Source organism: Actinosynnema sp. NPDC002837 (genome assembly GCF_040295345.1).
Classification (GTDB): Bacteria; Actinomycetota; Actinomycetes; order Mycobacteriales; family Pseudonocardiaceae; genus Actinosynnema.
On record NZ_JBEOVG010000006.1, the window covers coordinates 191620 to 215944 of the forward strand.

Sequence of the window (24325 nt, forward strand, 5' to 3'; positions counted from 1 at the left end):
CGGTCAGGCGCGCCACACGGGCGGGCAGAACTCCGGGTCGGCGTAGTCCGGCTTGCCGTCCGCGGTGCGCCGCACGAGCGAGTCGTGGTTGTAGAAGGCGAGGTTGCCGTCGGACAGGGGGAACTCGCGGTAGGCGTTGTCACCGTCCTGCAGGTGCAGCGAGATGGCCTGGCGGGGCCGGGTGGAGCGGTTGGGCCCGCTGCCGTGGTAGGTCCGGCAGTGGTGGAAGCTCATGTGCCCCTTGGGGATGATCATCGGGATCTTCCGGACCGTGGTGCCGTTGTGCTCTGCGTTGGCCGTGAGCAGGTTCTCCAGGTGGTCCGGGTCCCGTTCGGCGAAGTGCTTGGTGGCGCTGTCGTCCGAGCCGACCTCCTCCCAGACGTGGCTGCCGTCGACCATGGTGATCGTGCCCAGTTCCTCGTCGCAGTCGTGGAACGGGATGAACGCGGTGAGCATCCGGTCCGACGAGGACGACGACCAGTAGTGCTTGTCGAAGTGCCAGGGCACGACGTTGGACGGCTCCTCGGCGATCGGCGGCTTGTAGATCAGGGTCGACTGGAACACCCGGATCTCGTCAGCCTCCGCCAGCCGCGCGGCCACCGCGCCGATCAGCGGCTTGAGCAGCGCCTTGGCGATCGCGTCGCTCTCGTAGTGCACGTAGTCGTTGTGGCGCTGGACATCACCGTGCTCGGGCGTCCAATAGGCCAGCCGGGGCGGGCGCGTCGGCAGCAAGCGGCTGCGCTCCCCCGCGTAGTACCGGTCGACCGCGGCGGCCAGCTCGTCCACCTCGTCGTCGGAGAACAGCTTCTTCGACAGGTACCAGCCGTGCTCGGCGTAGAACCGGACCTCGTCGTCGGTCGGGAGCAGGGCGCGCTCCTGCTCGGTCAGCGCGAACTCGTTCACGGTGCTCTCCCCTTCAGCCGGCCGTCGTGCCGGACAGCTCGCCCTGCTTCGCCTCGTACAGCGCCTTGATGTTCCCGCTGCCGAAGGTCAGCGCGCCCCGCCGCTCGATGATCTCCAGGAAGAGCGTCCGGCGCACGTGCATCGACTCGGTGAAGATCTGCAGCAACTGCCCCCAGTGGTCCCGGTCGACCAGCACGCCGAGCCTGCGCAGCTCGTCCAGCGGCGCGTCCAGGTGTCCGACCCGTTCTTCGAGCGCGTCGTAGTAGGTGCCCGGCGTGCCGAGGAACCGCACGCCCTTGTCGCCGAGCGTGCTCACCGCCTTGACGATGTCGTCGGTGCCGAACGCGACGTGCTGCACGCCCGCGCCCGCGTGCCAGGTCAGGAAGTTGTCGATCTGACCGGGTTGGCGCTGCGGGTCCGGCTCGATCAACGTGAACGTGACGTTCCCGGACGGGCTCTGCACCACCTTGGAGTCCATGCCCTGGCCGCCGACCTCGACGTACTCCTCGAAGACCTGCGTGAACCCGAACACGTCCACGTAGTACTGGGCGGTCGGGGTGAGGCCGCCCGCGGGCACGCAGATCGCCAGGTGGTCGATCGCGCGCAGCAGCTTGTCGTCGGTGTGCGGCTCGGGGTCGGTGACCTCGATCGCGCCGGGCAGGAACTCCTTCGGCGAGCCGTGCCGCTCGACCAGCCGGTGCGTCACGTCGGAGAACCCGGAGACCTCGGCCACGACGACCCGCTGGTCGCGCCCGCCCGGTCCCCCGGTCACGTACTCGCGCGGTGGCGACACCGGCTCGGCGCCGCGCTCGGTGAGGCCGCGGTAGGCGGCTTCGACGTCGTCCACGCCGATGCCCACGACCGCCACGCCGTCGCCGTGCTTGCGCACGTACTCGGTCGCGGGGTGGTCGGGGACCAGGCCAGTGGTCAGGACGACCTGGATGTCGCCCTGCCGCAACAACAACGAGCGCACGCCGTCCAGCCCGGTCTCGGGCCCGCCCTGACCGCAGATCTTGAACCCGAAGGCGGTGCAGAGGTAGAATGCCGCCTGCCTCGCGTCGCCCACGTATAACTCGATGTGGTCAATCCCGGAAATGTTCATCAGGCATCCCGATCACTTCCCGGAGCACGTCAGCGGCTCCCGAGACGGTGGTCATGCGGCCGTACTGACCGCTGTCGAGTTCCATGCGCACGCCGTAGCGCTGTTCGACCTGGTGCACCAGCCAGGCCAGTTCCATCGATTCGATCAGCTCGGGGACGTCCTGCGCGGGCCTGCCGTGCAGGCTCGCGAGCATCGCCAGGATGTCCTCGCGGTCGGGCGGCGCGCTCATCGCGCCACCTCCTGCGCGGCGTGGCGGAGCACCGAGCGGTCGCGGACCAGCTTCCCGGTGGTGGTGCGCGGCATCGCGTCGAGGACTTGCAGCCGTCGCGGTCGCTTGTAGGGAGCGAGCCGTTCGGCCAGGGCCGCTTGGACGGATGCCGCCGTGGCGGGCGCGTCGAGCTGGGCGTAGGCGGTGATGACGTCGTCGTGCAGCACCACTGCGGCCACCACGCCCGGCAGTTCGGCCAACGTCGCCTCCACCTCGGTCAGGTCGACCTTCAGGCCGCCGACCGACACCTGGGAGTCGAGGCGGCCCTTGACGGTGACGAGCCCGGTGTCCGGGTCGACCTCGCCCGCGTCCCTGGTGTGCAGCCAGCCGTCCGCCCACCGGTCCGGGTCGGACAAGCCGACGTACGGCGACTCCGCCCGGCTCACCAGCAGCTCGCCGTCCCGCTCGACGACCGACAGCCCGGGTGCCGGGGTCAGGGCCGGCCGGTGCTCGCCGAACAGGTCGGTGGCGATCACGCCGACTTCGGTCATCCCCCACATGTTGCCCAGCGGCACGCCGTACTTCGCGGTGAAGGCGGCGGCGGTCGCGGCGGGCACCGCTTCGCCGCCGGTGGTCATCCGCTTGAGCTGCGGCAGGGACGGCGGGTCCACCACGGACGCGAGCAGTCCGATGTGGAACGGCACGCCCAGCACCGTCGCCGGGGTCGGTTCAGCCGCGACCGCGTCCAGCACGCTGTCGCCGGTGAGCCGTTCGGGCGGCCTGACCTGGACACCGGCGTGCAGGCCGTACAGCAGGGCGCCGACCAGGCCGAGCACGTGCACCATCGAGGCCAGCACGACGATCCGCTCGCCGGGCTGCGGCACGCCGTCGATCCGGGTGTACCGCTCGATCTCGGCGACCAGGTCGGCGGCCGTGCGGCCGATCACCTTGGACGGGCCGGTGGAGCCGGAGCTGAGCTGGATCACCGCGTGCGGTGTCGCGGCGGGACGGCCGGGGCGGGCCGTGACGGTCTCCTCCACGTCCGCGAACGGGCTCAGCGGGCTGCTCGTGATCCGTCCCGGCTCGACCACCACCTGCGGCGCGAGCCTGCCGAGCGCGGCGTCGACCTCGAACGCGGTGAGCCGGTGGTCGAGCAGGCTCACCTGGGCGCCGATGCGCCACCCGGCGAGGAGGTTGGCCACGTACGCGATCGAGGGCGGCAGGCGCAGCGCGAGCGACCCGCCCGCGCGCAGCCCCGCCTCCGCCAGGCGTGCCTGCCGTTGCGCGACCAACCGGCGCAGCGCGGCCCGGTCGACCGGTCCGCACGAGTGGAGGCAGCTCTCGTCGTCCGCGCCGCGCAGCAGGATCTCGTCGACCCATTCCGAACTCGCCACGAGGGCCGATCCGGCCGACGCCAGGCCTTTTGTCATCAGTTCTCCCGCCTGGTTCCGGAGGTCATTCGAAAATGTTGCGCGGAACTTTCGACTCAGCCGCGGACCGAGTGAGCCGAATCGTACGTCAGGGTTCACCCGACGCACCATCGGCCAATCGGTCGTGATGAATCATCGGGTTCCCCGATCGGCCCGCCGGTCATTGATCAATGCGGCCAGCCGATCGAGACCGCGGTCGATCAGGTCGACCGATACGACACTGCAGGAAAGGCGCAGGGCGCGGACTTCCGAACTGTCGTCATAGAAATGCCCCATTGGTGTCCACAGCACGCCGTAGTCGCGGGCGGAGCGTTCCAGGAGCGCGTCGTCGACCCCGAACGGGACGGTGACCACGACGAAGAACCCACCGGTCGGCACGGTCCAGGTGACGTCCGTACCGGGCGGGAAGCGCTCGGCCAGCCCGGTCACGAGGTGCCGCAGGTTCCGGTCGTAGAGCTGCCGCTCCGGCGCGGTCGCCGTGGTGAGGCGGCAGCCGTGCGCCAGCAGCTTGCCGCCGACGACGGCCTGCGCGATCGGCGAGGTGTTCACCGTCAGCATGCTCTTGATCTTGGACAGCTGGTCCGCGAACAGGCCGACCACGCCGTCGGCGCCGACCACCCGCTGGTCGGCGACCGCGTAGCCCACCCGGGCGCCGGGCAGCACGGACTTGGCGAAGGAGCCCAGGTAGACGACCCGCCGGTCCTCGTCCAGGGCTTTGAGCGTGGGTATCCGGTCCGAGTCGCCGTGGAACAGCCCGTAGGGGTTGTCCTCGATCAGCAGGACGTCCTCGGCGGCGGCCACCTCCAGCAGTCGCCGCCTGGTCGCCACGTCCAGGCTCAGCCCCGACGGGTTGGCGAAGTCGGGCACCACGTAGCAGGCGCGCGGCCTGCGACCGGCGGCGCGCTCCCGCCGGATCACGGCGACCAGGTCGTCCAGGTCGACCCCGTGCTCGCCGGTGCGCACCGGGCGGACGGGCAGGTCGACCAGCCGCGCCGCGCCGGTCAATCCGACGTAGGTCGGTGACACCGCGAGCAGGACGTCACGCTCGTCGGCGCGCAGCGCGCGCAGCACGAGGAACATCGCCTCCTGGCACCCCACGGTGACCACCACCGATTCCGGGTCGATCGCGATGCCCTCGTCCAGCCGCAGGTTTTCCGCGACCAGTTCGTGGATGATCCCCTTGGTCCGACCGTACTGCAATACGATGCGCCGCACCTGTTCTTCGGTCCGCTCGAGATCTTGTGCGAGATAGCGGCAGAACTCGCGCAGATATCGGTGCACGTCCTCCAGGTCGAAGAACTCCTCGCTCGGCCGGCCGGCCGCCAGCGGTATCGCCTCCGGATAGTGGATCGCGACCTCGTTGAGGAAATTCATCGAGTTGAGCGCCGGGTCCTCCAACGCGCCGAACAACGTCCCGGTGGTCAGGTCCGCGATGTTCTCCGCGGTGACCGGCGGTGTGCTCACCGGAGGTCCCCCTCCGTGGTCCGACGGCGCTCGCGGGCGGCCACGACCGCGCGCAGCAGGTCGTCCAGCTCGTCGTCGGAGAGGTCGGCCAGCGCGGCGTCGCGGGCGGTGTCGTCGGGCGGGCCGGGAGCGAGTTCGGCCGACACGACCTCGGCGAGGGCCGCGATCGTGGGCGAAGTGACGATGCGGTCCATCGGCAGGGTGACGCCGTAGAGGTCGGCGATGCGGGCGGCGAACCGGACCGCGGTCAGAGACCCGCTGCCGCGGGCGAACAGGTTGTCGTGCGGGCCGATCGGTTCGGTGGTGCGCAGGAGCTCAGCCCAGATCCCGGCCATGGTCTCCTCGATCCGGTCACGCGACGGCACCGGGTCCTCGTCCGCCTCCGGCTCCGCGGTGACGGGCCTGACCACGCCGTTCGGCGACGGCTCGGTCACCGCCGACCAGTCCCCCTCGGGAGCGGGCACCGGTAGCTCCGCCACCGCGGTGTCCGCGGAGGCGTGCTCCAGCACCGCCACCACCGACCGCAGCAACCAGGCGGCGAACCCCGGGTCGGTGCGGTGCTCCAGGGTCAGCGTGCCGTGCTCGTCCGCCCGCAGGTCGAGGTCGGCTTCGGCGGTGCCCGTCAGGACGGCGTGGCCGCGCACGGTCACGCCGGGCAGGTCCAGCGCCGGTGCGGCACGCGGCCCGAAGGTGAACCGCGGCGCGGACAGGTCGACCTCGAGTTCCTCGGCGAGCTTCGTCAGCGGGACCTCGTCGTGCGACACCGCGTGCGCGGTGGCGTTCCGCACCCGGACCAGCAGGTCGCCGAACGCCGGTTCGCCCGCCAGGGACACCCGGACGGGGACCGCGTCGGCGAACGGGCCCGCGATCGGCTCCAGCTCCACCCGCACGCGACCGCTCACCGGCACTTCGACCACGAGGTCGTCCACCCGGGCGTACCGGGACAGCACCACGGCGTACGCGGCGAGGGACACCGTGGACAAGGTGGCTCCGACGCCTTCCGCCACGTCGACCAGTCGTCGGACCGCGGCGGGGTCGACCGCCGCCGTCACCCGGTCGGCACGGTGTCCGGTCGGGAGCCGCAGTGGTGCGGGCACGTCACGCAACACCTCGCGCCAGTGCTCCAGCTGACGCGCCAACTCCTCGCCGTCCAACCGCTCACGCTGCCACACGGCGTAATCCCCGTAGTCCATCCACGACGGAGACAGCTCGGACAGCCCTTCGCCGTACACAGTGGACAGATCGGCGATCAGCATCGCCAGTGCGGAGCGGTCGGCGATGACCCGGTGCGCCACCAGCGCGAACAGGAACAGGTCCGCGCCGACCTCGATCACCGAGGCTCTCAGCAACGGCTCACGGGAGAGCTCGAACGGCTGCCCGACCAGCGCCGCGGCCATCGACTCGGCCCGTTCGACGTCACCGGGCACGACGACGTGCTCCACCACCACGCGACCGGTCTCCGAGACGACCTGCTCGCCGGAGGCGCTGACGCTCGTCCGGAGCGTCGGGTGCCGGGCGACCACGACGTCCATCGCCCGTTGCAGCGCGACGGGATCGACCGGACCGTCCAGCCAGGTCGCGTGGGACAGGGGCTCGGGCAGCGACAGTGCGTGCTCCTGCGCGAACGACAGCGGATACCGCACGAACTACCTCCCGTGGGGCGCGTCCGCCAGAGCCCGTTGCCGCATGAGGAACTTGCGGACCTTCCCGGTCGGCCCGACCGTCAGCTGAGCGTCGGGCACCACGTCGACCCGGCGCACCGTGCGCGCCACCGCCTCGCCGACCGCGGCGCGGACCTCCTCACCCCGGTCCAGCGCGGGGTCGGCGCCCTCGTGCAGCACCAGCAGCACGTCGGTGATCGGCGGACCGTCCTCCCGCCTGGTCGCCAGGACCGTGCAGTCGCGGACGTCCGGGCACCGGGCGAGGATGCGCTCCTCGGTCAACGCGGTGTAGAGCCAGTTCCCGTCGCCGAGGTCCACCGCGTCACTGGCCCGGTCGAGGTGGTAGTAGTAGCCCTCCTCGTCCCGGTACATCAGGTCACCGGTCAGGTAGTAGCCGTTGAGTCGGTTGCGGTAGGTGGCGGTGGAGTCGTTCCAGTAGCCGGGCGCGAGCGTCGGCGACTTGAGCCCGCACTGACCGACCTGGCCCACCGGCACCTCCTCGCCCGTCGTCACGTCCAGCAACGCCACTTCCGCGAACGGGTACGGCTTGCCGACGCAGCGGTCGTAGCGGTCGCTGCCGAGCCGGTGGCTCATGGCGAACGCGGCGTGGCCCATCTCGGTCGAGCCCAGCGTGTCGATGAACTTCGAGCCCGGCACGTCGACCACGCCGTCCGCCGTCCACACGGGGTGGCTGCCGACCGCGACGAGCTTGCGGATGTGCGCCTCGTGCGCGCAGTCGCCGGTGCTGGACCAGTTGCGCACCGAGCTCAGGTCGCGTCGGGACAGGTCGAACCGAGCCAGCTCCGCCCAGGTGACCGCGAAACCGAACACCCCGGTGGGCCGCCACCGCTCGATGGCGTCCAGGACCACCTCGCCGCTGTGCTCGAACGGCCCGCCCTGCCCGGACAGGCACAGCAGCTCGTAGCCGTTGCACAGCGCCTGGTTCACCACGATGATCCCGGCGGCGTGGGCGGCGGGCAGCACGGACAGCTCGCGCACCTGCCCGTGCGGCCTGGCTTCGGTGAGCCGCACCGCGCGCACCGCGGCGAACAGGGAGTGGTGCGAGTGCACGACCGGCGTCGGCATCCGGGTGGTGCCCGACGAGTGCGTGATCGCCACCGGGTCGTCGCCGTGGTGGCGGTAGGGCGGGGGTGCCTGGGCGGGGTCACCGGTGCCGGTCTCCGCGGCGTCACCCAGGACCGGCACGCCCAGTTCGTGGTCCCGCAGCGCGGCGTGGTCGGCGTCGACCAGCACGCCGACGCCGCGCAGCCGGCGGACGAACTCCGCGGCGACCTCGATCGGCATGCTCCCGTTCATCAGCGCCGGGATCGCACCGAGGTGGTTGAGCGCGAAGAAGTTGAGGAACACGTCGGCCGCCGACGTGACGAACACGGCGACGGGGTCACGTCGGCCGATCCCCTTGCGGGCGAACCAGTCCGCGCGCGCGGCGACGCGTTCGGCCAGGTCGCGCAGCGACAGCGGCGTCCACGCGGGGATGCCGTCCACGTCGACGTCGAAGGTCAGCCGGGGGGCGTCCAGGTCGGCGCCGTGCTCCAGCAGCATGGGCAGCACGTTGCCCGCGCCGACCCGCATGTCCTGTGCCAGCGCGGTGCGCAGGTTCGCCCGACTCATCAGACCTCCCGTTTGCGGAGAACAGTGGACCACCGAACGGAAGACACCAAGTCGGGTTCCCGCATCGGCGGCGGTGGGGCGGTGGCGCTCGGCGAACTGCGGCGGTGGCGATCGCCGGTCTCGTGAACCTGGCGACCGCGGGCGCGGGCGTGTGCACCGAGACTAGGTTCGCGATTCCCCTGTGGCAATCAGGCTTTCGGACGTGTCCGCAGTGGCTGCGGAGGACTTCGGGTTCCCGGCCAGCCGGGCCGTGATCGCGGCGCCGATCCGCGCGACCGGCTCCGGCAGCAGCATGTGCTCGTGCAGGCAGTCCACTTCGACCACGTCGACCGGTCCGCTCACGCAGTCGTCCCACGAGCCCACCTTCGCCTCGGTGGTCTGCTCGTCCTCGGTGGCGGACAGGAACAGCACGGGGCAGCGGACCCGACCGGGGCGATGCCGTTGTGCCACCGCGAGGTTGTTCCGGATCACGTGCGGCAAGGCGAGCAGTTGGCGATCCGGCCAGTCGTGCAGCCCCAGCCCGGGCCGACCGCGGACCACCTCCAGCATCCGGCGCACCGGGTCGGGGTCGTCCGGCTCGACCACCGGCTGGTAGCCGAGCTCGCGGAGCACGAAGTCGCACACCAGCCACAGGTCGTCATCGGCCACGCTGAGGCTGTTCGGCAGGCCGGGCAGCGTGTCACCGATGACGAGCAGGCCTACCTCGTGGCCGCGGCGCTCCAGTTCCTCGGCGATCGCGTGCGCCGTGTTGCCGCCGATCGACCACCCGAACAGGTGGTACGGGCCGTGCGGCTGGGTGAGCCTGATCCGGTCGGCGAAATCCCGCGCCACCTCGGCCATGTCCACCGGGAGCGGTTCGGGCCTGCGCAGACCGCGCAGTTGCAGGCCGTACACCGGGTGCTCGGGCGCGAGGTGCGGCAGCAGCGCGAGGTAGCACCAGCTCGCACCGACCAACGGCGGCGCGCAGAACAGCGCGGGGCCGCCACCGCCCTCCCGCAGCGGCAGCACCAGGTCCAGGACGCCACCGGCGCGGCGGATGTCGGCCCGCCGCTGTCTCGCCCACGCGAACTCCTCGGCCGCCGGCAGCGCCTTCACCCTGGACCCGTCCACCGGACCGTCCTCCCGCTCGCGTGTGGTCACGTGCCGGACGCCAACTCGACCAGGTGGGCGGCGGCGGCCGCCGCGCCACCGGCGGCGGCGAACTCCGCCCCGATCCGACGGGCGTTGCGCCGGTAGTCCGGCTCGTCGAGCACCGCCCGCACGGCGGCGTCCAGTTCGGCCACTGTGACGTCGAGGATCGGCACCTCGATGCCCGCGCCCGACCGGGCCACCTGCCGCGCCAGCGCCACTTGCTCGGCCCGGACGGGCGCGACGACCATCGGCACCCCGAAGGTGAGCGCTTCGTTGACGGCGCCACCCGCGTGGCACACCACCGCGTCCAGCTTCGGCATCAGGTCGAGCATCGGCACCAGCTCGGCGGTGATGGCGTCGTCCGGGAAGGACTCCGCGGCCACGCCCGAAGTCACGAACACCGCCTGCACCTCGTCCGCCATGGGTGCGAGCACCGCGGCGGCCCGGTCGTAGAAGTCGCCGATCATGTGGCCGACCAGCGTGCCGACCGTCACCAGCACGTGCCTGCGGTCGGGATCCCAGCGGTGCCAGGGGAAATCGGGCGCGTTCGGCCGGGTACCCAGCGCCGCGCCGGTGAGTACGCAGCGGTCCGGCAGCACAGCGTCGCCCACGAGTCCGGGCGTCATCAGGGCGATCACCAGGTGCGGCGAGAACCGGGGGTCGATCGGCTCGTCGGACAGGCCCGCCATCGCCACCGCCTGCGCCATCTTGTCGGCCAGGTAGTCCTCGAACCCGACGAGGTCTTCGGGCGGGGTCAGCTCCAGCGTGCCCGTGCACAGGGTCGCCCACGGAATGCCGTGCCGGTGCGCCACCAACGCACCGGCCAGCGCGTACTGCTCGGTGACGACGACGTCCGGCTTGTGCTCCAGCACAGCTTCATCGACGGGGCCGAGGGTGAAGCGGGTGAACGGGATCAGGTACCCGTCCCACATCGCCCGCACCCCGGCCATGCCCATCTCGTCGTAGCGGCGATAAGCCCGTGCGCCGGTGGGGTGCACGGTCACGTCCGGACCGACCAGCGGGCGCAGCACGTTCTCCGGACCGCACCAGACGACGTCGTGACCCGCGCGGGCGAGTTCCTGCCCGATCGCGAGCATGGGGTAGAGGTGGCCTTGCAGCGGCAGTACGACCAGCAGAAACCGCGACACCGCAACATGGTGGCACACATTGACGTTCCCCGGAACGACGTGGTGGGATCCCGAAGTGTGACCGCTCTCGACGCGGTGTCGGTGTACACACCGGCTTTCCGCGTTCCCCTCGAGGACTTGGCCGACCCGCTCGGCCTGACCGACATCCAGGTCAGGCTCTTCCGGCGGTTCCACGGGCTCGACCAGGTCCGGTTCGACCCGGACCGTTCGCCCGCCGAGCTGTTGCGCGCCGCCGTGGAAGGGCTCGCCGAACTGCGCGGCCAGGAGCACCGGGTCCGGTACGTGATCCACGGCCGCGCGATGCCGGTCGTCGTGCCGTACCCGCACAACCCGCTGCACGACGTCTGCCGTGAGCTGGGACTCGGTCACGCGCTGGCTTTCACCGTCACGCAACAGAGTTGTGCGAGCGGGCTGCTGGCGGTCGAGCTGGCCGGTCGGCTGCTCGCCCGCGACCCGGACGACGCCTTGGCGTTGGTGCTGACGGGCGAGAAGGCGTTCACCCGCCACGCCCGGCTGATTCCCGGCACGTCGCTGTTCGGCGAGGGCGCGTCCGCGTGCCTGGTGAGCGCCAACGGGCCGCGCGACCGGATGTTGTCCTTCGTGTGCGCCCAACGCGGTGAATTCGACGGCGAGTTCGGCGACCGGGAGGAAGAGTTCCAACGCCAGTACCGCCCGTCCCTGGCCGAGGTGATCAACCGGGCCGTCGCCGACGCGGGGCTCACCCTGGACGACATCCGGTTGGTCCTGCCGCACAACGTCAACGTCGTGACCTGGCAACGCCTCTGCTCGCTCATGGATTTCCCGGTGCAGCGGGTGCTGCTGTCGAACGTGCCCGACCACGGCCACCTGTTCTGCACCGACGCGTTCGCCAACTACCGCACCGCCAGGGAGCGCGACCTGCTCCGCGAGGGCGACCACTACCTCGTCGCGACCGTCGGCGCCGGAGCCGGGGCGACGTTCTCCGCGATGGTGTTCCAGCACTGATCCCACGTCCCACTCAGGAGGCCGCCATGACCGCACCGGACGCCCAGGTCGACAGCGCATTACGGGAACGCGTGGTCGAAGCCATGACCACCGTCCTCAAGCGGCTGGTCGAGCGCGAGGAGCCGATCACCGAGGACATGCAAATGGCCGACGAGCTGGGGGTCAGCTCGTCGCTGGGTTTGGAGCTGCTGCTGGAGGTGGAGGAGCAGCTCGGCATCCAGATCGACGTGGAGCGGATGCGCCCGGACGAGTTGCTGACCGTCGGCGAGCTGGCCACGTTCATCGCCGGCCACAGCCGGCCCTGGTGATGCGTCTGGTTTGCGCGAGGCGCAGGGCTTTCACCGGCAACGCCGACGTCCTCGCCGACGACGACCACCGCGCGCAGGTGACCGACTACTTCGCGGACCTCGTCCGACCCTTCGACGCCGGACCCCTCACCGACCTGTCCGGCCAGTCCTACGGCGAGATGGCGAAGGCGTTGGTGTCGGACGTCGTGCCCCCGACGGAGCCGGTCGACCTGCTGGTGCTGGCGTTCTCGATCCACGACGTGTGGCCGGGCCGGGCGACGGCGACCTACCTCAGCCACGTCTGCCCCGGCACGCCGATGTCGTTCGCCGTGTGCGACCAGGGCAGCGCGTCGCCGTTCACCGGTTTGCGGTTGATCGGCGACTACGGCGTGCGGCGGGCGCTGCTGGTCGTGGTCGAACAGGCCGCGCTGCCCTACGAGTCGGCGGCGGCGACACCGTTGGCACACCGGGGCGTGGCCATGTTGTACGAGGGGAGCGCGGGTGCCCGGGCTACCGAGGTGCTCCAGTACCCCGACGTGGGGCCGGATACCGTAGCCGAACTGGCTCGGCGAGGGGTGGCCGAGCTGTCGGCCGGCCACCCCGGCGCACGGGTCGCGCTGAGCGACTCGCTCGCCGCGGTGTGGCCGGACCACCCCGACCACACCCGCGCGCCGGCCGGGCAGCCCACGACGGGTGTGTGGTGGGATCTGGCCGGTGCGCAGGAGGACACGGTGCTGGCGGGCGACTACGACCCGGAACTGCGCTACCTCTGCCTCGCCCGGGTCGCCGCCGATCAGTCCTCAGTGGACTGATCGGCTGCCTCGGTCAGGCGCCGGTGACGGCCGGTCGGGGTTGTGCGCCGGTCGGCACGTCCGACCGGAACGCGGCCTCGACGGCCACCTCCTCCACCGCGTACAACATCGCTTCCACCTGCTCGGGAGGGAAGACCTCGGTGTCGTTGACCACCTGGAGGTACACGGCGTCCGGGTGGTCCTCGATGTTGACGAACAGCTGGTCGGTCCACCGGTAGACGAACTTGTGCCACATGACCTGCGTTTCGGGGAGCTTGGCCCTGATCTCGTCCTCGGTGAGGGGCGCGGCGTCCGCCACCGCGTCGGCCTGGGCCCTGGTGCTGAACCGCCGGTCGTTGATCCGGCACGTGATCCGGGCCGGGTAGCCGCGTTCGGCGTCCAGGCGCGCGGCCAGCTCCGCCAACTGGTCGGGGTCGTAGTAGGAGTTCATCAGGGCCGCGGTGCTGGCCTGGCGCGCCTGCGCGATCACGTCGTCGACCGTGCCGTCGAGGTCGAGGGTGAGCACGGCGTTCTGGACCACCGAGCCGATGACATCGGCCAACCCGGGCCGGTACCGGTTGCCCGCGGCCACGTGCAAGGTCAGCGGGTTGACGCCGGTGGTCCGGGCGATCGCGGTGGCGATCACCGCGAGCAACACCCGTCCGGTGTCCGTGCGGGTCCGCCGGGCGATCTCGACCACGGCCAAGTAAGCGGCCCGCGACTGGAACCGCACGTTGCGGCACCGCCGCCCCGCCTCGTAGTCCGGCGCACCCGACCCGCCGAACGTCAGCGGTGGCAGGGAACGGAGGTGGCCCTCCCAGTAGCGCATCGCCCGGTCGCTGACCCGCCGCAACTCCGGCGTCGCCTCCCGACGGGCGAGGTCGGCGAGCCGCACCGCGTCCGGGTCCAGCGGGCGGCCGACCAGCTCGCCGAGGTCGAGGTCGGTCATGAGCAGCAACCCGCCCACGCCGTCCACGACCATGTGGCCGAGGGTGAGCACCAGGTACACCGCTTTGCCCCGGTACTGCATCACGCCCATGCGCAGCGGCCACGGGGTGTGCTCTTCCAGCGGGGCCGCCATCCACTTGAGCCACAGTCTGTTGCCGTGGTCGACGGCATCGGTGCGGTCGAGGTGGTCGGCGAAGGTCATGACTTCCAGGTCGATCTCGCCCGACCCGTGCACCACCTGGCACGGCTTGCCCTCGTCGTCGGTGCCGAACCGCGTCCGCAGCGCGGGGTGCTTGCTCATCAGCCGGCTCAGGCGATCGGCGACGTCGGCGACGGTGAGGCCCTCCGGCAGGTGGTGCGCACCGCAGATGTTGTAGGTCCAGTCGCTGGTGCGCATGTCGTGGAGGATGGTCTTCTGCCCCCAGGTCAGCGGCGCGGTTCCCGCTCCGGGCCCGGAGAACGGTACGGGCACCAGGTCGTGGACGATCCGTTTACCCATCGGCTCTCCCGAAGATCACGCTCACGTTGTGGCCACCGAAGCCGAACGAGTTGGACATGACCGCGCCCACCGCGGCGGGCAGCGCCTCACCGCGGACGTGGTTGAGGTCGCAGGCCGGGTCGGGATCGTCCAGGTTGTGGGTCGGTGGGAGCAGCCCTTTGCGCATGGCGACGATGCCGATCGCCGCTTCGACCACACCCGACGCGCCGAGCATGTGCCCGGTGACACCCTTGGTCGAGCTGACCGGCGGCATGGCGTCGCCGTACACGCCGCGGATCGCCGCCGCCTCGGCGGAGTCACCCGCCTTCGTGCCCGTGCCGTGCGCGTTGAGGTAGTCGATGTCGCCTGTGGACAGTCCGGCATCCCGAAGTGCGATCCGCATGCTCTGCGCCGCGCTGGAGCCGTCGGGCCGGGGCGTGGTCGGGTGGTGCGCGTCGCTCGTCGCACCCCAGCCGAGCACCTCGGCGTGCACTGCCGCGCCGCGCGCCCGCGCGAAGTCGGACCGCTCCAGCACGAGCACGCCGGCGCCCTCACCGAGCACGAAACCGTTGCGGCGCCGGTCGAACGGGCGGCTCGCGGTGGTCGGGTCGGGCCAACCGCGGGCGAGGGCGAGCGCGTTGCCGAAGGCGTCGGCGAACGTCGGGAACAGCGGTGCCTCGGTGCACCCGCACACCACCACGTCCGCTTCGCCCGCCCGGAGGATGCGCATCGCCTCGCCGATGGACTGCCCACCGGCGGCGCACGCAGTGCCGGAGGACGACGTGTACCCCCGGATGCCGAACTTGATGGCGACCCGCGCCGCGGCCATGTTGGGCAGCACGCCGGGCAGCAGCAACGGGCTCACGCCCAGCCGGCCGCGCCGGGACCGCTCCACGGCTTGTTCCGCGAGCGTCGCGAGCCCGCCGACCCCGGAGAGCACCACCGCGACGCGGTACGGGTCGACGTCGCGGCCGATCTCGATCCCGGCGTCGGCCAGGGCGTCGTCCGCGGCCCGCACGGCCATCACGATCGAGCGGTCCACGACGCGCGATTCCTTCGGCGGCAGAACGCTTTCCGGGTCGATGGCCGGTCCGATCGCGGCCGCGTCGAGCACGCCGTGCAGCGGGTGGTCCTCCGGCGGGCGCACGATCGCGGACCGACCGGAGCACACCGCCTCGAAGACCTCCTCGACCACCGCGCCGACCGGACTGACCAGCCCGATCCCCGTCACGGCGACGCTCGCGCTCACGTCGCCGTTGCGGTCTGCGCGCGCCGGGCCACCTCGGCGCAGAACTCGCCGACCGTCATGGCGGCGAACCGCTCGGCCTCGTCCTCGTCGAACCGGACGCCGAAGTGGTCCTCCACCCGCAGCGAGAGCTCGGCCAGGGCCAGCGACTCGAGGTCGGCGCCTGCCGGGCCGAGCACCGTGTCGTCGTCCATGTCGGCGGTGCTGTACTTCATGATCGTCAACGAGTCGAAAAGGAACTGGCGGATCTCCGAATTCATGGCGGCACTTCCCCTCTCCGGGAGGTCAACGGGAATCTGCCCCACGGGGGTCTTGGCCGTCAAGCACGAGCCCGTACCCGAATATGGGCTATGGACCGCGGTTCGGAACAGCCTCAGAATGTGCGCCATGCCCTCGGCGATACTGGATCTCGTGACGCTCGGAGAGGCGCCGCCGGGGTCCCCTGCTGTCCACCTCGTCGGCGGGAAGACGCTGTCGTACGGCGACTTGGCCGCGCTCGTCGGCGAGGCCGAGAGATCACTGCGCCACGACACCAAGGCGTTGGTGCTGTGCGCGGGGGATCGTGACCTGCCCACCCTGTTGACCTACCTGGCCGCGCTGCGGCTCGGCCACACGGTCGCATTCCTTCCCACCTCCTCCGAAATACTTTCGAAGTACCACCCGGAATTCGTCGTGCCGGAGCCCGGCGGCGGGTCGGACCTGGCTGCCCGTGGCTACGTGCCCGTCGGCGAGGTGGGAGGATCGCACGTCTTCCGCAGGCGTTCGGCGCGACCGGCGGGTGGCATCTTCCCGGACACGGCGCTGCTGCTGTCGACCTCCGGTACGACGGGGAGCCCCAAAGCGGTGCGGCTGTCGTACGACGCGATGGCCGAGAACGCCGACGCCATCGTCCGCGCGTTGGGCGTCACGTCCGCCGAACGGGCGCCGACCACGTTGCCGATCACCCATGCCTATGGCTTATCGGTGGTGAACAGCCACCTGAGCGCGGGGGCGAGCATCGTGCTGACCGACCGGTCGCCGTTGTCGTTGGCGCTGTGGGACCACGTGACGAGGGCGGGTGCCACCTCGTTCGCCGCCGTGCCGACGACCTACGCGGCGTTCGGACCGGCGCACGTGAACTTGTTGGAACGCACCGAGATCCGCACGATGACCCAAGCGGGCGCACGCCTCGGCGACGAGCTGACGATGCGGCTGGTGCGGATGATGCAGCGGCGGCAGGGCCGGTTCTTCCCCATGTACGGCCAGACCGAGGCCACCTCGCGGATCACGTGCCTTGACCCGGCCGCCCTCCCCGACCGCCTCGGCTCGGTCGGGACGGCGGTGCCCGGCGGCGTCGTCACCATCGCGCCCGTCGAAGCACACGGCCGGGCCGCACCCGGCGAGGGCGCCGTGCACTACCGCGGTCCGGGCGTGATGCTCGGCTACGCGACCGGTCGCGACGACCTCGGCCGAGGGGCCGAGGTGGACGTCCTGGACACGGGCGACCTCGGATACCTGCGCGACGGCTACCTCTACCTCACCGGCCGCACCAAGCGGATCGTCAAGGTGCTCGGTGTCCGCACGAGCCTGGACGACCTGGAGCGGATGGTCGAGCGGTCCGACCACCCGTCCGCCGTGGTCTCCGACGACGACGTGGTGTACCTGTTCGGCGCGGGCGACCCGGATGTGCACGAGCAGCAGCGGCGGCACCTCGCCGAGGCGCTGGGGGTGCCGAGCCGGCACGTGGCGGTCCGCCACGTCGACCGCCTGCCGCGGACCCCCGGCGGCAAGGTCGACTACCCGGCGCTGGCGGCGGCCGTGGACGCCCGGGAGGTCGGGTAGTGGAACTGACGCACTGGCGACAGCTGTCCGATCGCGGCCCGGACCTCGTGCTGTGCCTCGACTTCCCTGGCGGACGGGCCGCGGCGGGGTTCGCGGACCTGGCGTCCGGTGTCCCGGTGGACGCCTGCTTCCTGCACATCGCCCAGCCGGGCTCGGCATCGCTCGACGCGTGCGTCGACCGCTGGGTGGCAGACGTGGCGGCGACCGGCCGCCCGGTGCGCGCGGTGCTGGGGTACTGCGCCGGGTCGTCGCTGGCCACCTGCGTCGCCGATGCCGTCGCCGAGTCGGCGCCCGCGCCGGTGACCCTGCTCTTCGACGCCGCGGCGACCACGGCCGGTTCGTTCGGCGACCAGTTCACGTCCACCATCGAGACCTCCGCGGACCACCTGACCGCCGAGGAGCTGGACGACGCTCGTGCCTTGGCGGACGGGCTGGTCGAGGCGCACCCGGACGACCTGCCCCGCATCGCCGCGGCCCTGGTCGACCGGTACGACGCGTTGATGGGCGAGGTCGCCGCCCGGCTGTCGCTCAACCAGTTCTTCCGGCAGCAGCTCACCGGCGGGTTCACCGCTTACGTCGACTACATGCTGCTGGCCGCCCAGGGCCGGTTCGACACGCGCTCCGGGACGCCGTTGTCCGTGTCCTCGAAGGACCACGAGCCGCCCGTGGACGACGTCCGACGCCTCCAGCTGGACTTCGACCACGCCGACCTGCTGCGCGAGCCCGCGGTGCACGACCTCGTCGCCGAACTGCTGATAGGAGAGCGCCCGTGGTGAACGTGGCCGAGATAGCCGACGTCCTGTCCGCGCACCCCGGCGTCAGCCGGGCCGAGGTCGCCGTCGTGCGCCACGACGGCCGAGACGTCACGGTCGCCGCGGTCGAGCTGACCGAGTACCTGAGCGGGCCGGTGCTCCGCAACCACGTGCACCGACAGCTGGGCGAGGACTGCGGGCTCAACGGTGTGTTCGTCGTGGACCAGGTCCCGATGATGGACGGCGCGGTGGACGCCGGGCAGTTGGCGGCGGCCGTCGCCGACGGCCGGTGCACCCTGTTCGAGGATCCGCGCGACGACGTCGAGCGGCGGGTCGCGGAGATCTGGTCGGCGCAGATGGACGTGCGGCCGGTCGGCGCGACCGACGACTTCCTGGAGCTGGGCGGCGACTCGCTGTCCGCGCTCGGCATCATCGCCGCGCTCGAAGCGGAGTTCGACCGGCCGTTGGACGTGTACGAGTTCATGAGCGCGTCCAACGTCCGGCGGCTGGCCGAGGTCCTGCGGTAGCGATGACCCTCTCCGTGCACCGGCGGATCGCCGACATCGCCCGCGCCGAACCCGGTCGGACGGCCCTGATCGGGTTCGACGCCGACCTGGCCGAGCAGACCATGTCGTGGGGGGAACTCGCCGGGTCGGTTGACGACGCGGTGGCCGCGCTGCGGGCGGCGCTCGACCCGGACGTGCCGTCGTGCGTCGTCGTGGAGGCGGCCAACACCCTGGCCGCCGCGACCGGCATCGCGGCGGCGCTCGCGGCCGAGGTGCCCGTCTTCGCGCTGAACCCGGCCACCCCCGCGGCCGAGCGGGACGTCCTGTTCGGACTGATCGGCCGCCGGTACGGGCACGTCCACCTGATGGACGCCTGGAACCGGCCGGGGCCGCCGATCGTGTCGGCCACGCCGCCGTCAACCCGGGACGGCGCCGCGGCCTACCTGCTGGCGACCGGCGCGAGCACGGGCGTGCCGAAGGTCTCGGCGCGACCGGGGCCGTTGCGCTACGACCCCGCGCGGACGCCGTCGCTGGTGATCCGGCAGACCGGTTGGCGGACCGGCCAGCGGCAGCTCATCGTCGGTCCGCTGTACCACGCGGCGCCGTTCACCGTGTTCGTGGACGCGCTGCTGGACCTGAACACCGTTGTGCTGCAACCGTTCTTCGCTGCGCAGTGGACCGTCGACCTGGTGCGGCAGCGCCGCATCGAGTGGGTGCAGCTGACGCCGACGCACATGCGCGAGATCCTGATGCTCGCCGACGCGGACCCGGCGGCCTTCACCAGCGTGCGCGCGCTCCTGCACACCGCGGCCGCCTGCGACGCGGAGACCAAGCGCGGGTGGATCGACCTGCTCGGCCCCGAGCGGGTCTTCGAGCTGTACGGCGCGACCGAGGGCATCGGCGTGACGCTGGCCCGCGGCGACGAGTGGCTGGCCCGGCCCGGCACCGTCGGGCGCGGTGTGCTGACCCAGCTCCGCGTCCTGGACGACGACGGCAGGCCCGTCGCGCCGGGCGAGGCCGGCACCGTGTTCATGCGCACCCCCCTGCGGGTGGGCCGGTCCGACTACGTCAACGACCAGGTCGTCCGCACCACCCCGGACGGGTTCGCCACGGTGGGCGACCGCGGCAGACTCGACCGCGACGGCTACCTCTACCTCGAACCCCGCGACCACGGCACGATCAACGTCGGTGGTGAGAAGGTCGACCCGAACGAGGTCGAGGCCGCGTTGCTGGCCCACCCCGCGGTGGTGGACGCCGTCGCGCTGGCCGTGCCGCACGGGACCCTTGGGTCGGTGGTCGGCGTGCAGGTGGTGCTGCTACCCGAGGTGAGCGTCCGCAAGGCCGAACTCGCCGCGCACTGCGGCCGGCGCCTGGCCGGCTACAAGATTCCCAAGCACTTCGCGTTCGTCGACCGACTCCCCCGCTCGGCGGCCGGGAAGATCCAGCGCTGGCGGCTCGCCGCCGATCACGAAGGCGGTGCACCCACACCATGAACCCGACCGTGGACGACGTGCTCGACACCGGTTACCGGCACCCCCGCGACCCGGTGGAGCTGTGGCTGGCCCGGCAGTGGCAGGAGGTCATCGGGTTCGCCGTCGGCATCCGGGAGAACTTCTTCGAGCTGGGCGGCAACTCCCTGGACGCGGCGCGGGTCGTCAACGCCGTGTTCGAGGAACTGGGCGTCCAGCTGCCCCTGAACGTGATGACCGAGCACCCCACCGTGGAAGGCCTCGCCGCCCGGCTGCGCGACCACAACGGGCAGCTGTCCGACCCGCTGGTGGAGATCCAGCGCGGCGACGGGACCGCTCCCCCGTTGTTCCTGGTCCACCCGGCCAACGGGCAGGTCGGCCCGTACGCCGGGCTCGCTCAGGCGCTGGGCGAGGAGTTCACCGTGTTCGGGCTCCAGGCGGCCGGGCTCTACTCCGAAGTCGACCCGGTCGCCTCTGCAGGTTCCCTGGCGCAGACCTACGTCGAAGCCGTCCGCGCGGCGTGGCCGACCGGCCCCTACCTGCTCGGCGGCTGTTCTACCGGTGCGGCGGTCGCCCACGAGATGGCCGCCCGGCTCACCGAGGGCGGCGCCGAGGTTCGGCTGCTGGTCCTGGTCGACGCCGAGCTCCTGGACATCGGACCCCGGTTCGACCAGCCGCCCGATGACCTGGTCGCGGTCCTGGACCGGTGGAAGGAACTCGACCTCGTGCCGTCGGACGCGACCCCCGAGTTCGTCCGGCGTTCGGCGCGCGTGTGGCAGGCGAACGAGGTCGCCGTCCGCGACTGGGAACCCCGGCCGTACTCCGGTCCGCTCGACGTCTTCCTCAGCCCGTCGGGAGACCGGCCGGCGTTCGCGGACTGGCCATCGGCGGTGACGCGCGAGCACACGCCGCATGACGTGGCCGGCGCGCTGCGCGGGTTGATCGGCTGATCGGGATGAGCACCTCGATCGACACCGGTCAGCGCAGGCGGCGCGTGCGGCTCACGCCCGTCGACGCCATCCAGGTCAGCTCCGAGGGATCGCGCGCGGGCGAGGGACCCGTCACCCTCGGCCAGCTCAACATCCTGCAGTGGTTGGGGCGCGACGCCGACCACCCCAACGCGGTCCTGCGCGTCGAACTGCCCGTGCTCGACGGCAGGTCCGTGGACGACGTGGTCGAGACGGCCGCCGTGCTGGTGGCCAGGCACGAATCCCTGCGGACCACCTACGTCCGGGGCGAGCACCCCCGTCAGGTGGTCGCGGCGACGAGCACGTTCACGCTCCACGTGTGCGCCCTCGACGGGGGTCCGTGGGGGCCTCGCGACCGCTCGGCGGTGGCCGGGAGGCTGCTCGTGTGGTTGGGGGAACGGCGCGACACGGCGGCCACCACGCTGCGGATGGCGGTGGCCACCGACGAGCAGGGCACGGTCATCGCCTGCGTCGCGGGGTTCTCTCACCTGGCCGTCGACTTCGGCGCCATCGAGGTGCTCAAGCGCGAGTTCACCGAGATGCTCGCGCACCCGGACCTCCGGCAGGTGGGCGAGCCCCGCCACCAGCCGCTGGACCAGGCCGAGCTGGAGGCGACACCCGCCGAGCGGCGTCGGACCCGTGCGGCGAACGACTACGTGCGGGAGCTGGCGCGGCGGCAACCCCGCTGCCTGCTCGCGCTGCCGGGGGCCACGCGGTCCGGCGAGTCGCTGGCGGTGGAGCTGTCGTCGCCGGCCGCCGCGATGGCGGTGCGACAGGTGGCGGCACGCACCCGGTCCAGCCGGTCCTCCGTCGTGCTCGCCGCGACGTGCGCGGTGCTGGCACGGCGCACCGGCTACCGGGAGCTGGTGTTCCCGTCGCTGTCGAGCAACCGCTTCGACCGCCACCTGGTCGACTTCGTCGGTCCCCTGGCGCAGGGCAACCTCGTCGCCGTCGAGGTCGGCGACCGGAGCTTCGACGCACTGGTCAAGCACACGTGGACCGCGGTGCTGGAGGCGAGCAGGCACGCCAGGTACGACGGCGTCGAGCGCGGCGCGTCGGACGAGCGGATCCAATACGAGCGAGGTGTGCACTTCCTCTACGACCCGTTGTTCAACAGCCTCGTGCCCGAGTCGTGGTCCGGGGTCACTGCGGGCCTCCGGCACCGGCCGGAGGAGATCACCGCCGCGCTGCGGCGGACGGCGCTGCGGTGGCGTCCGTTGCCCTACGACGCGACGCCGGTGCGGTTGAACCTGCACGAGGTGGACGGCCGGGTCCTGCTCGACCTGTGGTGCGCGGACACCGGACTGGTGCCCCGGGCCGAGGTAGAGTCGTTGTTGCTGGCCGTCGAGCGCCTGCTGGTCGGTGCGGCCGTGGGTGACCTCGACGCCTCGCGCACCCGCGAGGTCATCGGCCTGGACCCCGTCACCCGCACCTCGAACTGGGTGCTGGTCGACTCGTGCTGGGTCGACCTCGCCGAGGTGCAACAACTGCTGGACGAAGCCCTGGCGCCTTCGACGGCCCGCGTCTTCGGCTCGGTCGACGGCCGCGACCTGGTCGCCTACCTGACCGCGACCGACGCCGTGCGGACACCCGAACAGGCCCATGCCCGTTGCCTGGCCGCACTACCCGGCCGTCTCAACGCCATCGCCCCACGCCACTACGTCCTGTGCCCCACCGCCCCGTCCGACGCGTCGGACCCCGCCGCGTGGCCGCCACCCCTCACCACCGGCACCGGGCGTTGACCACTCCGAAGCCCAGCACGGCAATGGCGTCATGCGCGACGTGCAGCGATCCGCTTGGCAGTTCTGCCGCGGTTCGGACTGGGCCTGCGGGCCGTTCGGGTGGTCGAGCGGCGAGTTCGGCGGGCCGTACGGCCCGCCGAAGATCCTGGACTACGGCGGTTCGGCCTCGTGCGGCGCGGGTTGCCACCGGGCTGTGGCCGCCACCGAGTACCGACACCAGGTGAGGCAGCACCCCCGCAGTCAGTTCTCGATCGCCTGGTAGACAGCGGTCCAGAGGTCGTGCCACATCGGCAACCTCTGGTCACCAGTGTGCGCTCGCTGCATGAAGAAGATCGCCGTCATGTCCTGCTCAGGATCGTTGTACCAGGCGGTGCCGTAGAAGCCGCACCACCCGTAGCTGCCGACCGACTGGCCGAACGGGCTGCGGTGGGACCGGACCGACATCCCGAGACCCCAACCCATCTCGTCGAAGAACCCCGGGTGGAACCCGGAGCCGGCCCGCTGCTCCGAGGTGAGCTGGTCGGTGGTCATCAGCGTGACCGACGGTCGGGAGAGCACCCTCCTGCCGCCGTGGGAGCCGCCGGCCAACAGAGCCGAAGCGAAGGCGAAGTAGTCCTGGGCGGTCGAGACCAGTCCGGCGGCACCTGATTCGAACGTCGGCGGCCGGCTCCACTGCCCGTCGGGGCCGTCGTCCACGACCTGCCCGCCGGTGACCGCACTGGCACGTTGGTACGCCGTCGCGAACCGGCCGATGTCCTCGCCGCGCACGCTGAAGGCGGTGTCCTTCATCCCGAGCGGATCGCAGATCCGCTCGCGGAGGGCGTCTCCGAAGGACATGCCGGTGGCCCTGGCGATGAGCACGCCGATCACGTTGGAGGCGGTGTCGTACATCCAGCGCTCACCCGGTTGGTAGGCGAGCGGAAGCGCGCCCAGCCCTCGCATCCACTCGTCCGGCGACGTGTAGTCGAGTGCGTTCAGCGCGTCGACGATCGGTACCCTTCCCGGTCTGGTCGGGATCATGCCGATGCCGCAGGTGAACGACAGCAGATCCCACAGCGTGATCGGGCGTTGCGCCGCGACGGTGTCGTCCAGCGGCCCGTGGAAATCGGCGAGCACGGTCATGTCCGCCAGCTCCGGGAGCAGGTCGTCAACCGGCTCGTCCAGGCGCAGGGTGCCGTCGTCCACGAGTGTCATCGCGCACGCGGCGACCATCGGCTTGGTCATCGAGGCCGTGCGGCAGATCGTGTCGGCCGCCATCGGCGTCCCCGCGCCCTCGCCCTCGAAGGCGATGGTGCCCGCCGCTTCGACGTGCACCTCGCCGTGGCGGCCGAGAACCGCCACCGCACCGGGCACGAAGCCGGACTCGACTTGGCGCTCCAGCAGCTCTCGCACCCGAGCCAGCCCTCTCGACGAGAAGCCACCGGTGACCACTCCCCCGCACCTCATCCCATCCGTCCGCGCTCGCCTGTCGCGCAACGACCGTAGCCCTTCCGCGACCAGGCCGGGAGAAGACTTCGTCCCGCCACTACGGCTTGGCGGCACGTTCGGCTGCACGCCCTTCGGCATGTGCGGATGTTCGTCGACATGCCAGGTTCGGTGCACGTGGTCGGGCATCCGCTCGATCCGGAATCATCGGCAGACGGGCTTCCGGCGG

Annotated in this window: 22 protein-coding genes; 9 read left to right on the top strand and 13 right to left on the bottom strand. The window is 71.6% G+C overall.

Annotation, left to right across the window (positions count from 1 at the left end; all coding sequences use genetic code 11):
• Positions 1–3: 3 nt before the first annotated feature.
• The 9 genes from ABTZ99_RS07195 to ABTZ99_RS07235 all read right to left on the bottom strand — a co-directional run bounded on the left by ABTZ99_RS07195 (position 4) and on the right by ABTZ99_RS07235 (position 10679).
• Complete coding sequence (locus ABTZ99_RS07195; RefSeq protein ID WP_499608986.1) at positions 4–903, bottom strand: phytanoyl-CoA dioxygenase family protein; 900 nt, start codon at positions 901–903, stop codon at positions 4–6.
• Positions 904–916: 13 nt separating this feature from the next.
• On the bottom strand, positions 917–2005 hold the full coding sequence (hppD, locus tag ABTZ99_RS07200; RefSeq protein ID WP_498782322.1) for a 4-hydroxyphenylpyruvate dioxygenase: 1089 nt from the start codon (positions 2003–2005) through the stop codon (positions 917–919).
• Positions 1986–2234: a hypothetical protein gene (locus tag ABTZ99_RS07205; protein ID WP_316034295.1), complete on the bottom strand. Its 249-nt coding sequence runs from the start codon at positions 2232–2234 to the stop codon at positions 1986–1988. Before ABTZ99_RS07205 ends, hppD begins: the two co-directional genes overlap by 20 nt.
• Positions 2231–3643 carry a class I adenylate-forming enzyme family protein gene (locus ABTZ99_RS07210; protein WP_499608990.1) on the bottom strand — a complete coding sequence of 471 codons (1413 nt, stop codon included), beginning with the start codon at positions 3641–3643 and terminating at the stop codon, positions 2231–2233. Before ABTZ99_RS07210 ends, ABTZ99_RS07205 begins: the two co-directional genes overlap by 4 nt.
• 132 nt (positions 3644–3775) lie before the next feature.
• The gene (locus tag ABTZ99_RS07215) at positions 3776–5107 is read right to left on the bottom strand and encodes an aminotransferase-like domain-containing protein (protein ID WP_499608992.1); all 1332 of its coding nucleotides are present in this window, start codon (positions 5105–5107) and stop codon (positions 3776–3778) included.
• A complete protein-coding gene (locus ABTZ99_RS07220) occupies positions 5104–6750 on the bottom strand; it encodes a condensation domain-containing protein (protein ID WP_499608994.1) in 1647 nt (548 codons plus the stop codon). The genes ABTZ99_RS07215 and ABTZ99_RS07220 overlap by 4 nt, the downstream gene beginning before the upstream one ends.
• A 3-nt stretch (positions 6751–6753) precedes the next feature.
• Positions 6754–8400 carry a class I adenylate-forming enzyme family protein gene (locus ABTZ99_RS07225; protein WP_499608996.1) on the bottom strand — a complete coding sequence of 549 codons (1647 nt, stop codon included), beginning with the start codon at positions 8398–8400 and terminating at the stop codon, positions 6754–6756.
• 162 nt (positions 8401–8562) lie between these two features.
• On the bottom strand, positions 8563–9540 hold the full coding sequence (locus tag ABTZ99_RS07230) for an alpha/beta fold hydrolase (protein ID WP_498782312.1): 978 nt from the start codon (positions 9538–9540) through the stop codon (positions 8563–8565).
• Positions 9537–10679, bottom strand: a complete 1143-nt coding sequence (locus ABTZ99_RS07235) for a glycosyltransferase (protein ID WP_499609000.1) — start codon at positions 10677–10679, stop codon at positions 9537–9539. The genes ABTZ99_RS07230 and ABTZ99_RS07235 overlap by 4 nt, the downstream gene beginning before the upstream one ends.
• A 57-nt stretch (positions 10680–10736) precedes the next feature.
• On the opposite strand from ABTZ99_RS07235, the gene ABTZ99_RS07240 reads away from it, so the two are divergent.
• From ABTZ99_RS07240 to ABTZ99_RS07250, 3 genes are read left to right on the top strand one after another with little or no spacing between them, the layout of a single operon-like run.
• Positions 10737–11663, top strand: coding sequence for a 3-oxoacyl-[acyl-carrier-protein] synthase III C-terminal domain-containing protein (locus ABTZ99_RS07240; RefSeq protein WP_499609002.1), 927 nt, complete (start codon positions 10737–10739; stop codon positions 11661–11663).
• A gap of 26 nt (positions 11664–11689) precedes the next feature.
• Positions 11690–11971, top strand: coding sequence for a phosphopantetheine-binding protein (locus ABTZ99_RS07245; RefSeq protein WP_498782306.1), 282 nt, complete (start codon positions 11690–11692; stop codon positions 11969–11971).
• Complete coding sequence (locus tag ABTZ99_RS07250) at positions 11968–12762, top strand: hypothetical protein (RefSeq protein WP_499609005.1); 795 nt, start codon at positions 11968–11970, stop codon at positions 12760–12762. The genes ABTZ99_RS07245 and ABTZ99_RS07250 overlap by 4 nt, the downstream gene beginning before the upstream one ends.
• Before the next feature lie 13 nt (positions 12763–12775).
• Here the strand turns inward: ABTZ99_RS07250 and ABTZ99_RS07255 are convergent, their stop codons facing one another.
• From ABTZ99_RS07255 to ABTZ99_RS07265, 3 genes are read right to left on the bottom strand one after another with little or no spacing between them, the layout of a single operon-like run.
• A complete protein-coding gene (locus tag ABTZ99_RS07255; protein WP_499609008.1) occupies positions 12776–14188 on the bottom strand; it encodes a condensation domain-containing protein in 1413 nt (470 codons plus the stop codon).
• Positions 14181–15416: a beta-ketoacyl-[acyl-carrier-protein] synthase family protein gene (locus ABTZ99_RS07260; RefSeq protein WP_499609010.1), complete on the bottom strand. Its 1236-nt coding sequence runs from the start codon at positions 15414–15416 to the stop codon at positions 14181–14183. The genes ABTZ99_RS07255 and ABTZ99_RS07260 overlap by 8 nt, the downstream gene beginning before the upstream one ends.
• Positions 15413–15673 (bottom strand): phosphopantetheine-binding protein, encoded by a 261-nt coding sequence (locus ABTZ99_RS07265; protein WP_499609012.1) that lies wholly within the window; start codon positions 15671–15673, stop codon positions 15413–15415. The genes ABTZ99_RS07260 and ABTZ99_RS07265 overlap by 4 nt, the downstream gene beginning before the upstream one ends.
• Positions 15674–15824: 151 nt before the next feature.
• On the opposite strand from ABTZ99_RS07265, the gene ABTZ99_RS07270 reads away from it, so the two are divergent.
• The 6 genes from ABTZ99_RS07270 to ABTZ99_RS07295 are packed head-to-tail and all read left to right on the top strand — an operon-like array spanning position 15825 to position 22671.
• The gene (locus tag ABTZ99_RS07270; RefSeq protein ID WP_498782297.1) at positions 15825–17234 is read left to right on the top strand and encodes an AMP-binding protein; all 1410 of its coding nucleotides are present in this window, start codon (positions 15825–15827) and stop codon (positions 17232–17234) included.
• Positions 17234–18010, top strand: a complete 777-nt coding sequence (locus tag ABTZ99_RS07275; RefSeq protein WP_499609014.1) for an alpha/beta hydrolase family protein — start codon at positions 17234–17236, stop codon at positions 18008–18010. Before ABTZ99_RS07270 ends, ABTZ99_RS07275 begins: the two co-directional genes overlap by 1 nt.
• Complete coding sequence (locus ABTZ99_RS07280) at positions 18004–18513, top strand: phosphopantetheine-binding protein (RefSeq protein ID WP_499609016.1); 510 nt, start codon at positions 18004–18006, stop codon at positions 18511–18513. The genes ABTZ99_RS07275 and ABTZ99_RS07280 overlap by 7 nt, the downstream gene beginning before the upstream one ends.
• Before the next feature lie 2 nt (positions 18514–18515).
• Positions 18516–19985, top strand: coding sequence for an AMP-binding protein (locus ABTZ99_RS07285; RefSeq protein WP_498782292.1), 1470 nt, complete (start codon positions 18516–18518; stop codon positions 19983–19985).
• Entirely contained in the window at positions 19982–20911 is a 930-nt protein-coding gene (locus ABTZ99_RS07290; protein ID WP_499609019.1) for a thioesterase domain-containing protein, read from the top strand. The genes ABTZ99_RS07285 and ABTZ99_RS07290 overlap by 4 nt, the downstream gene beginning before the upstream one ends.
• A gap of 5 nt (positions 20912–20916) precedes the next feature.
• Positions 20917–22671 carry a condensation domain-containing protein gene (locus ABTZ99_RS07295; protein ID WP_499609021.1) on the top strand — a complete coding sequence of 585 codons (1755 nt, stop codon included), beginning with the start codon at positions 20917–20919 and terminating at the stop codon, positions 22669–22671.
• 240 nt (positions 22672–22911) lie between these two features.
• On the opposite strand, the gene ABTZ99_RS07300 is transcribed toward ABTZ99_RS07295, so the two are convergent.
• Positions 22912–24063 carry a serine hydrolase domain-containing protein gene (locus ABTZ99_RS07300; protein WP_499609024.1) on the bottom strand — a complete coding sequence of 384 codons (1152 nt, stop codon included), beginning with the start codon at positions 24061–24063 and terminating at the stop codon, positions 22912–22914.
• Positions 24064–24325: the final 262 nt, after the last annotated feature.

What these genes read in the sequence shown, in the direction of transcription:
- hppD (WP_498782322.1), bottom strand. Translation starts at nt 2,005, where the DNA reads ATGAACATTTCCGGGATTGACCACATCGAGTTATACGTGGGCGACGCG.
- ABTZ99_RS07205 (WP_316034295.1), bottom strand. Translation starts at nt 2,234, where the DNA reads ATGAGCGCGCCGCCCGACCGCGAGGACATCCTGGCGATGCTCGCGAGC.
- ABTZ99_RS07210 (WP_499608990.1), bottom strand. Translation starts at nt 3,643, where the DNA reads ATGACAAAAGGCCTGGCGTCGGCCGGATCGGCCCTCGTGGCGAGTTCG.
- ABTZ99_RS07225 (WP_499608996.1), bottom strand. Translation starts at nt 8,400, where the DNA reads ATGAGTCGGGCGAACCTGCGCACCGCGCTGGCACAGGACATGCGGGTC.
- ABTZ99_RS07245 (WP_498782306.1), top strand. Translation starts at nt 11,690, where the DNA reads ATGACCGCACCGGACGCCCAGGTCGACAGCGCATTACGGGAACGCGTG.
- ABTZ99_RS07255 (WP_499609008.1), bottom strand. Translation starts at nt 14,188, where the DNA reads ATGGGTAAACGGATCGTCCACGACCTGGTGCCCGTACCGTTCTCCGGG.
- ABTZ99_RS07265 (WP_499609012.1), bottom strand. Translation starts at nt 15,673, where the DNA reads ATGAATTCGGAGATCCGCCAGTTCCTTTTCGACTCGTTGACGATCATG.
- ABTZ99_RS07285 (WP_498782292.1), top strand. Translation starts at nt 18,516, where the DNA reads ATGACCCTCTCCGTGCACCGGCGGATCGCCGACATCGCCCGCGCCGAA.
- ABTZ99_RS07290 (WP_499609019.1), top strand. Translation starts at nt 19,982, where the DNA reads ATGAACCCGACCGTGGACGACGTGCTCGACACCGGTTACCGGCACCCC.
- ABTZ99_RS07295 (WP_499609021.1), top strand. Translation starts at nt 20,917, where the DNA reads ATGAGCACCTCGATCGACACCGGTCAGCGCAGGCGGCGCGTGCGGCTC.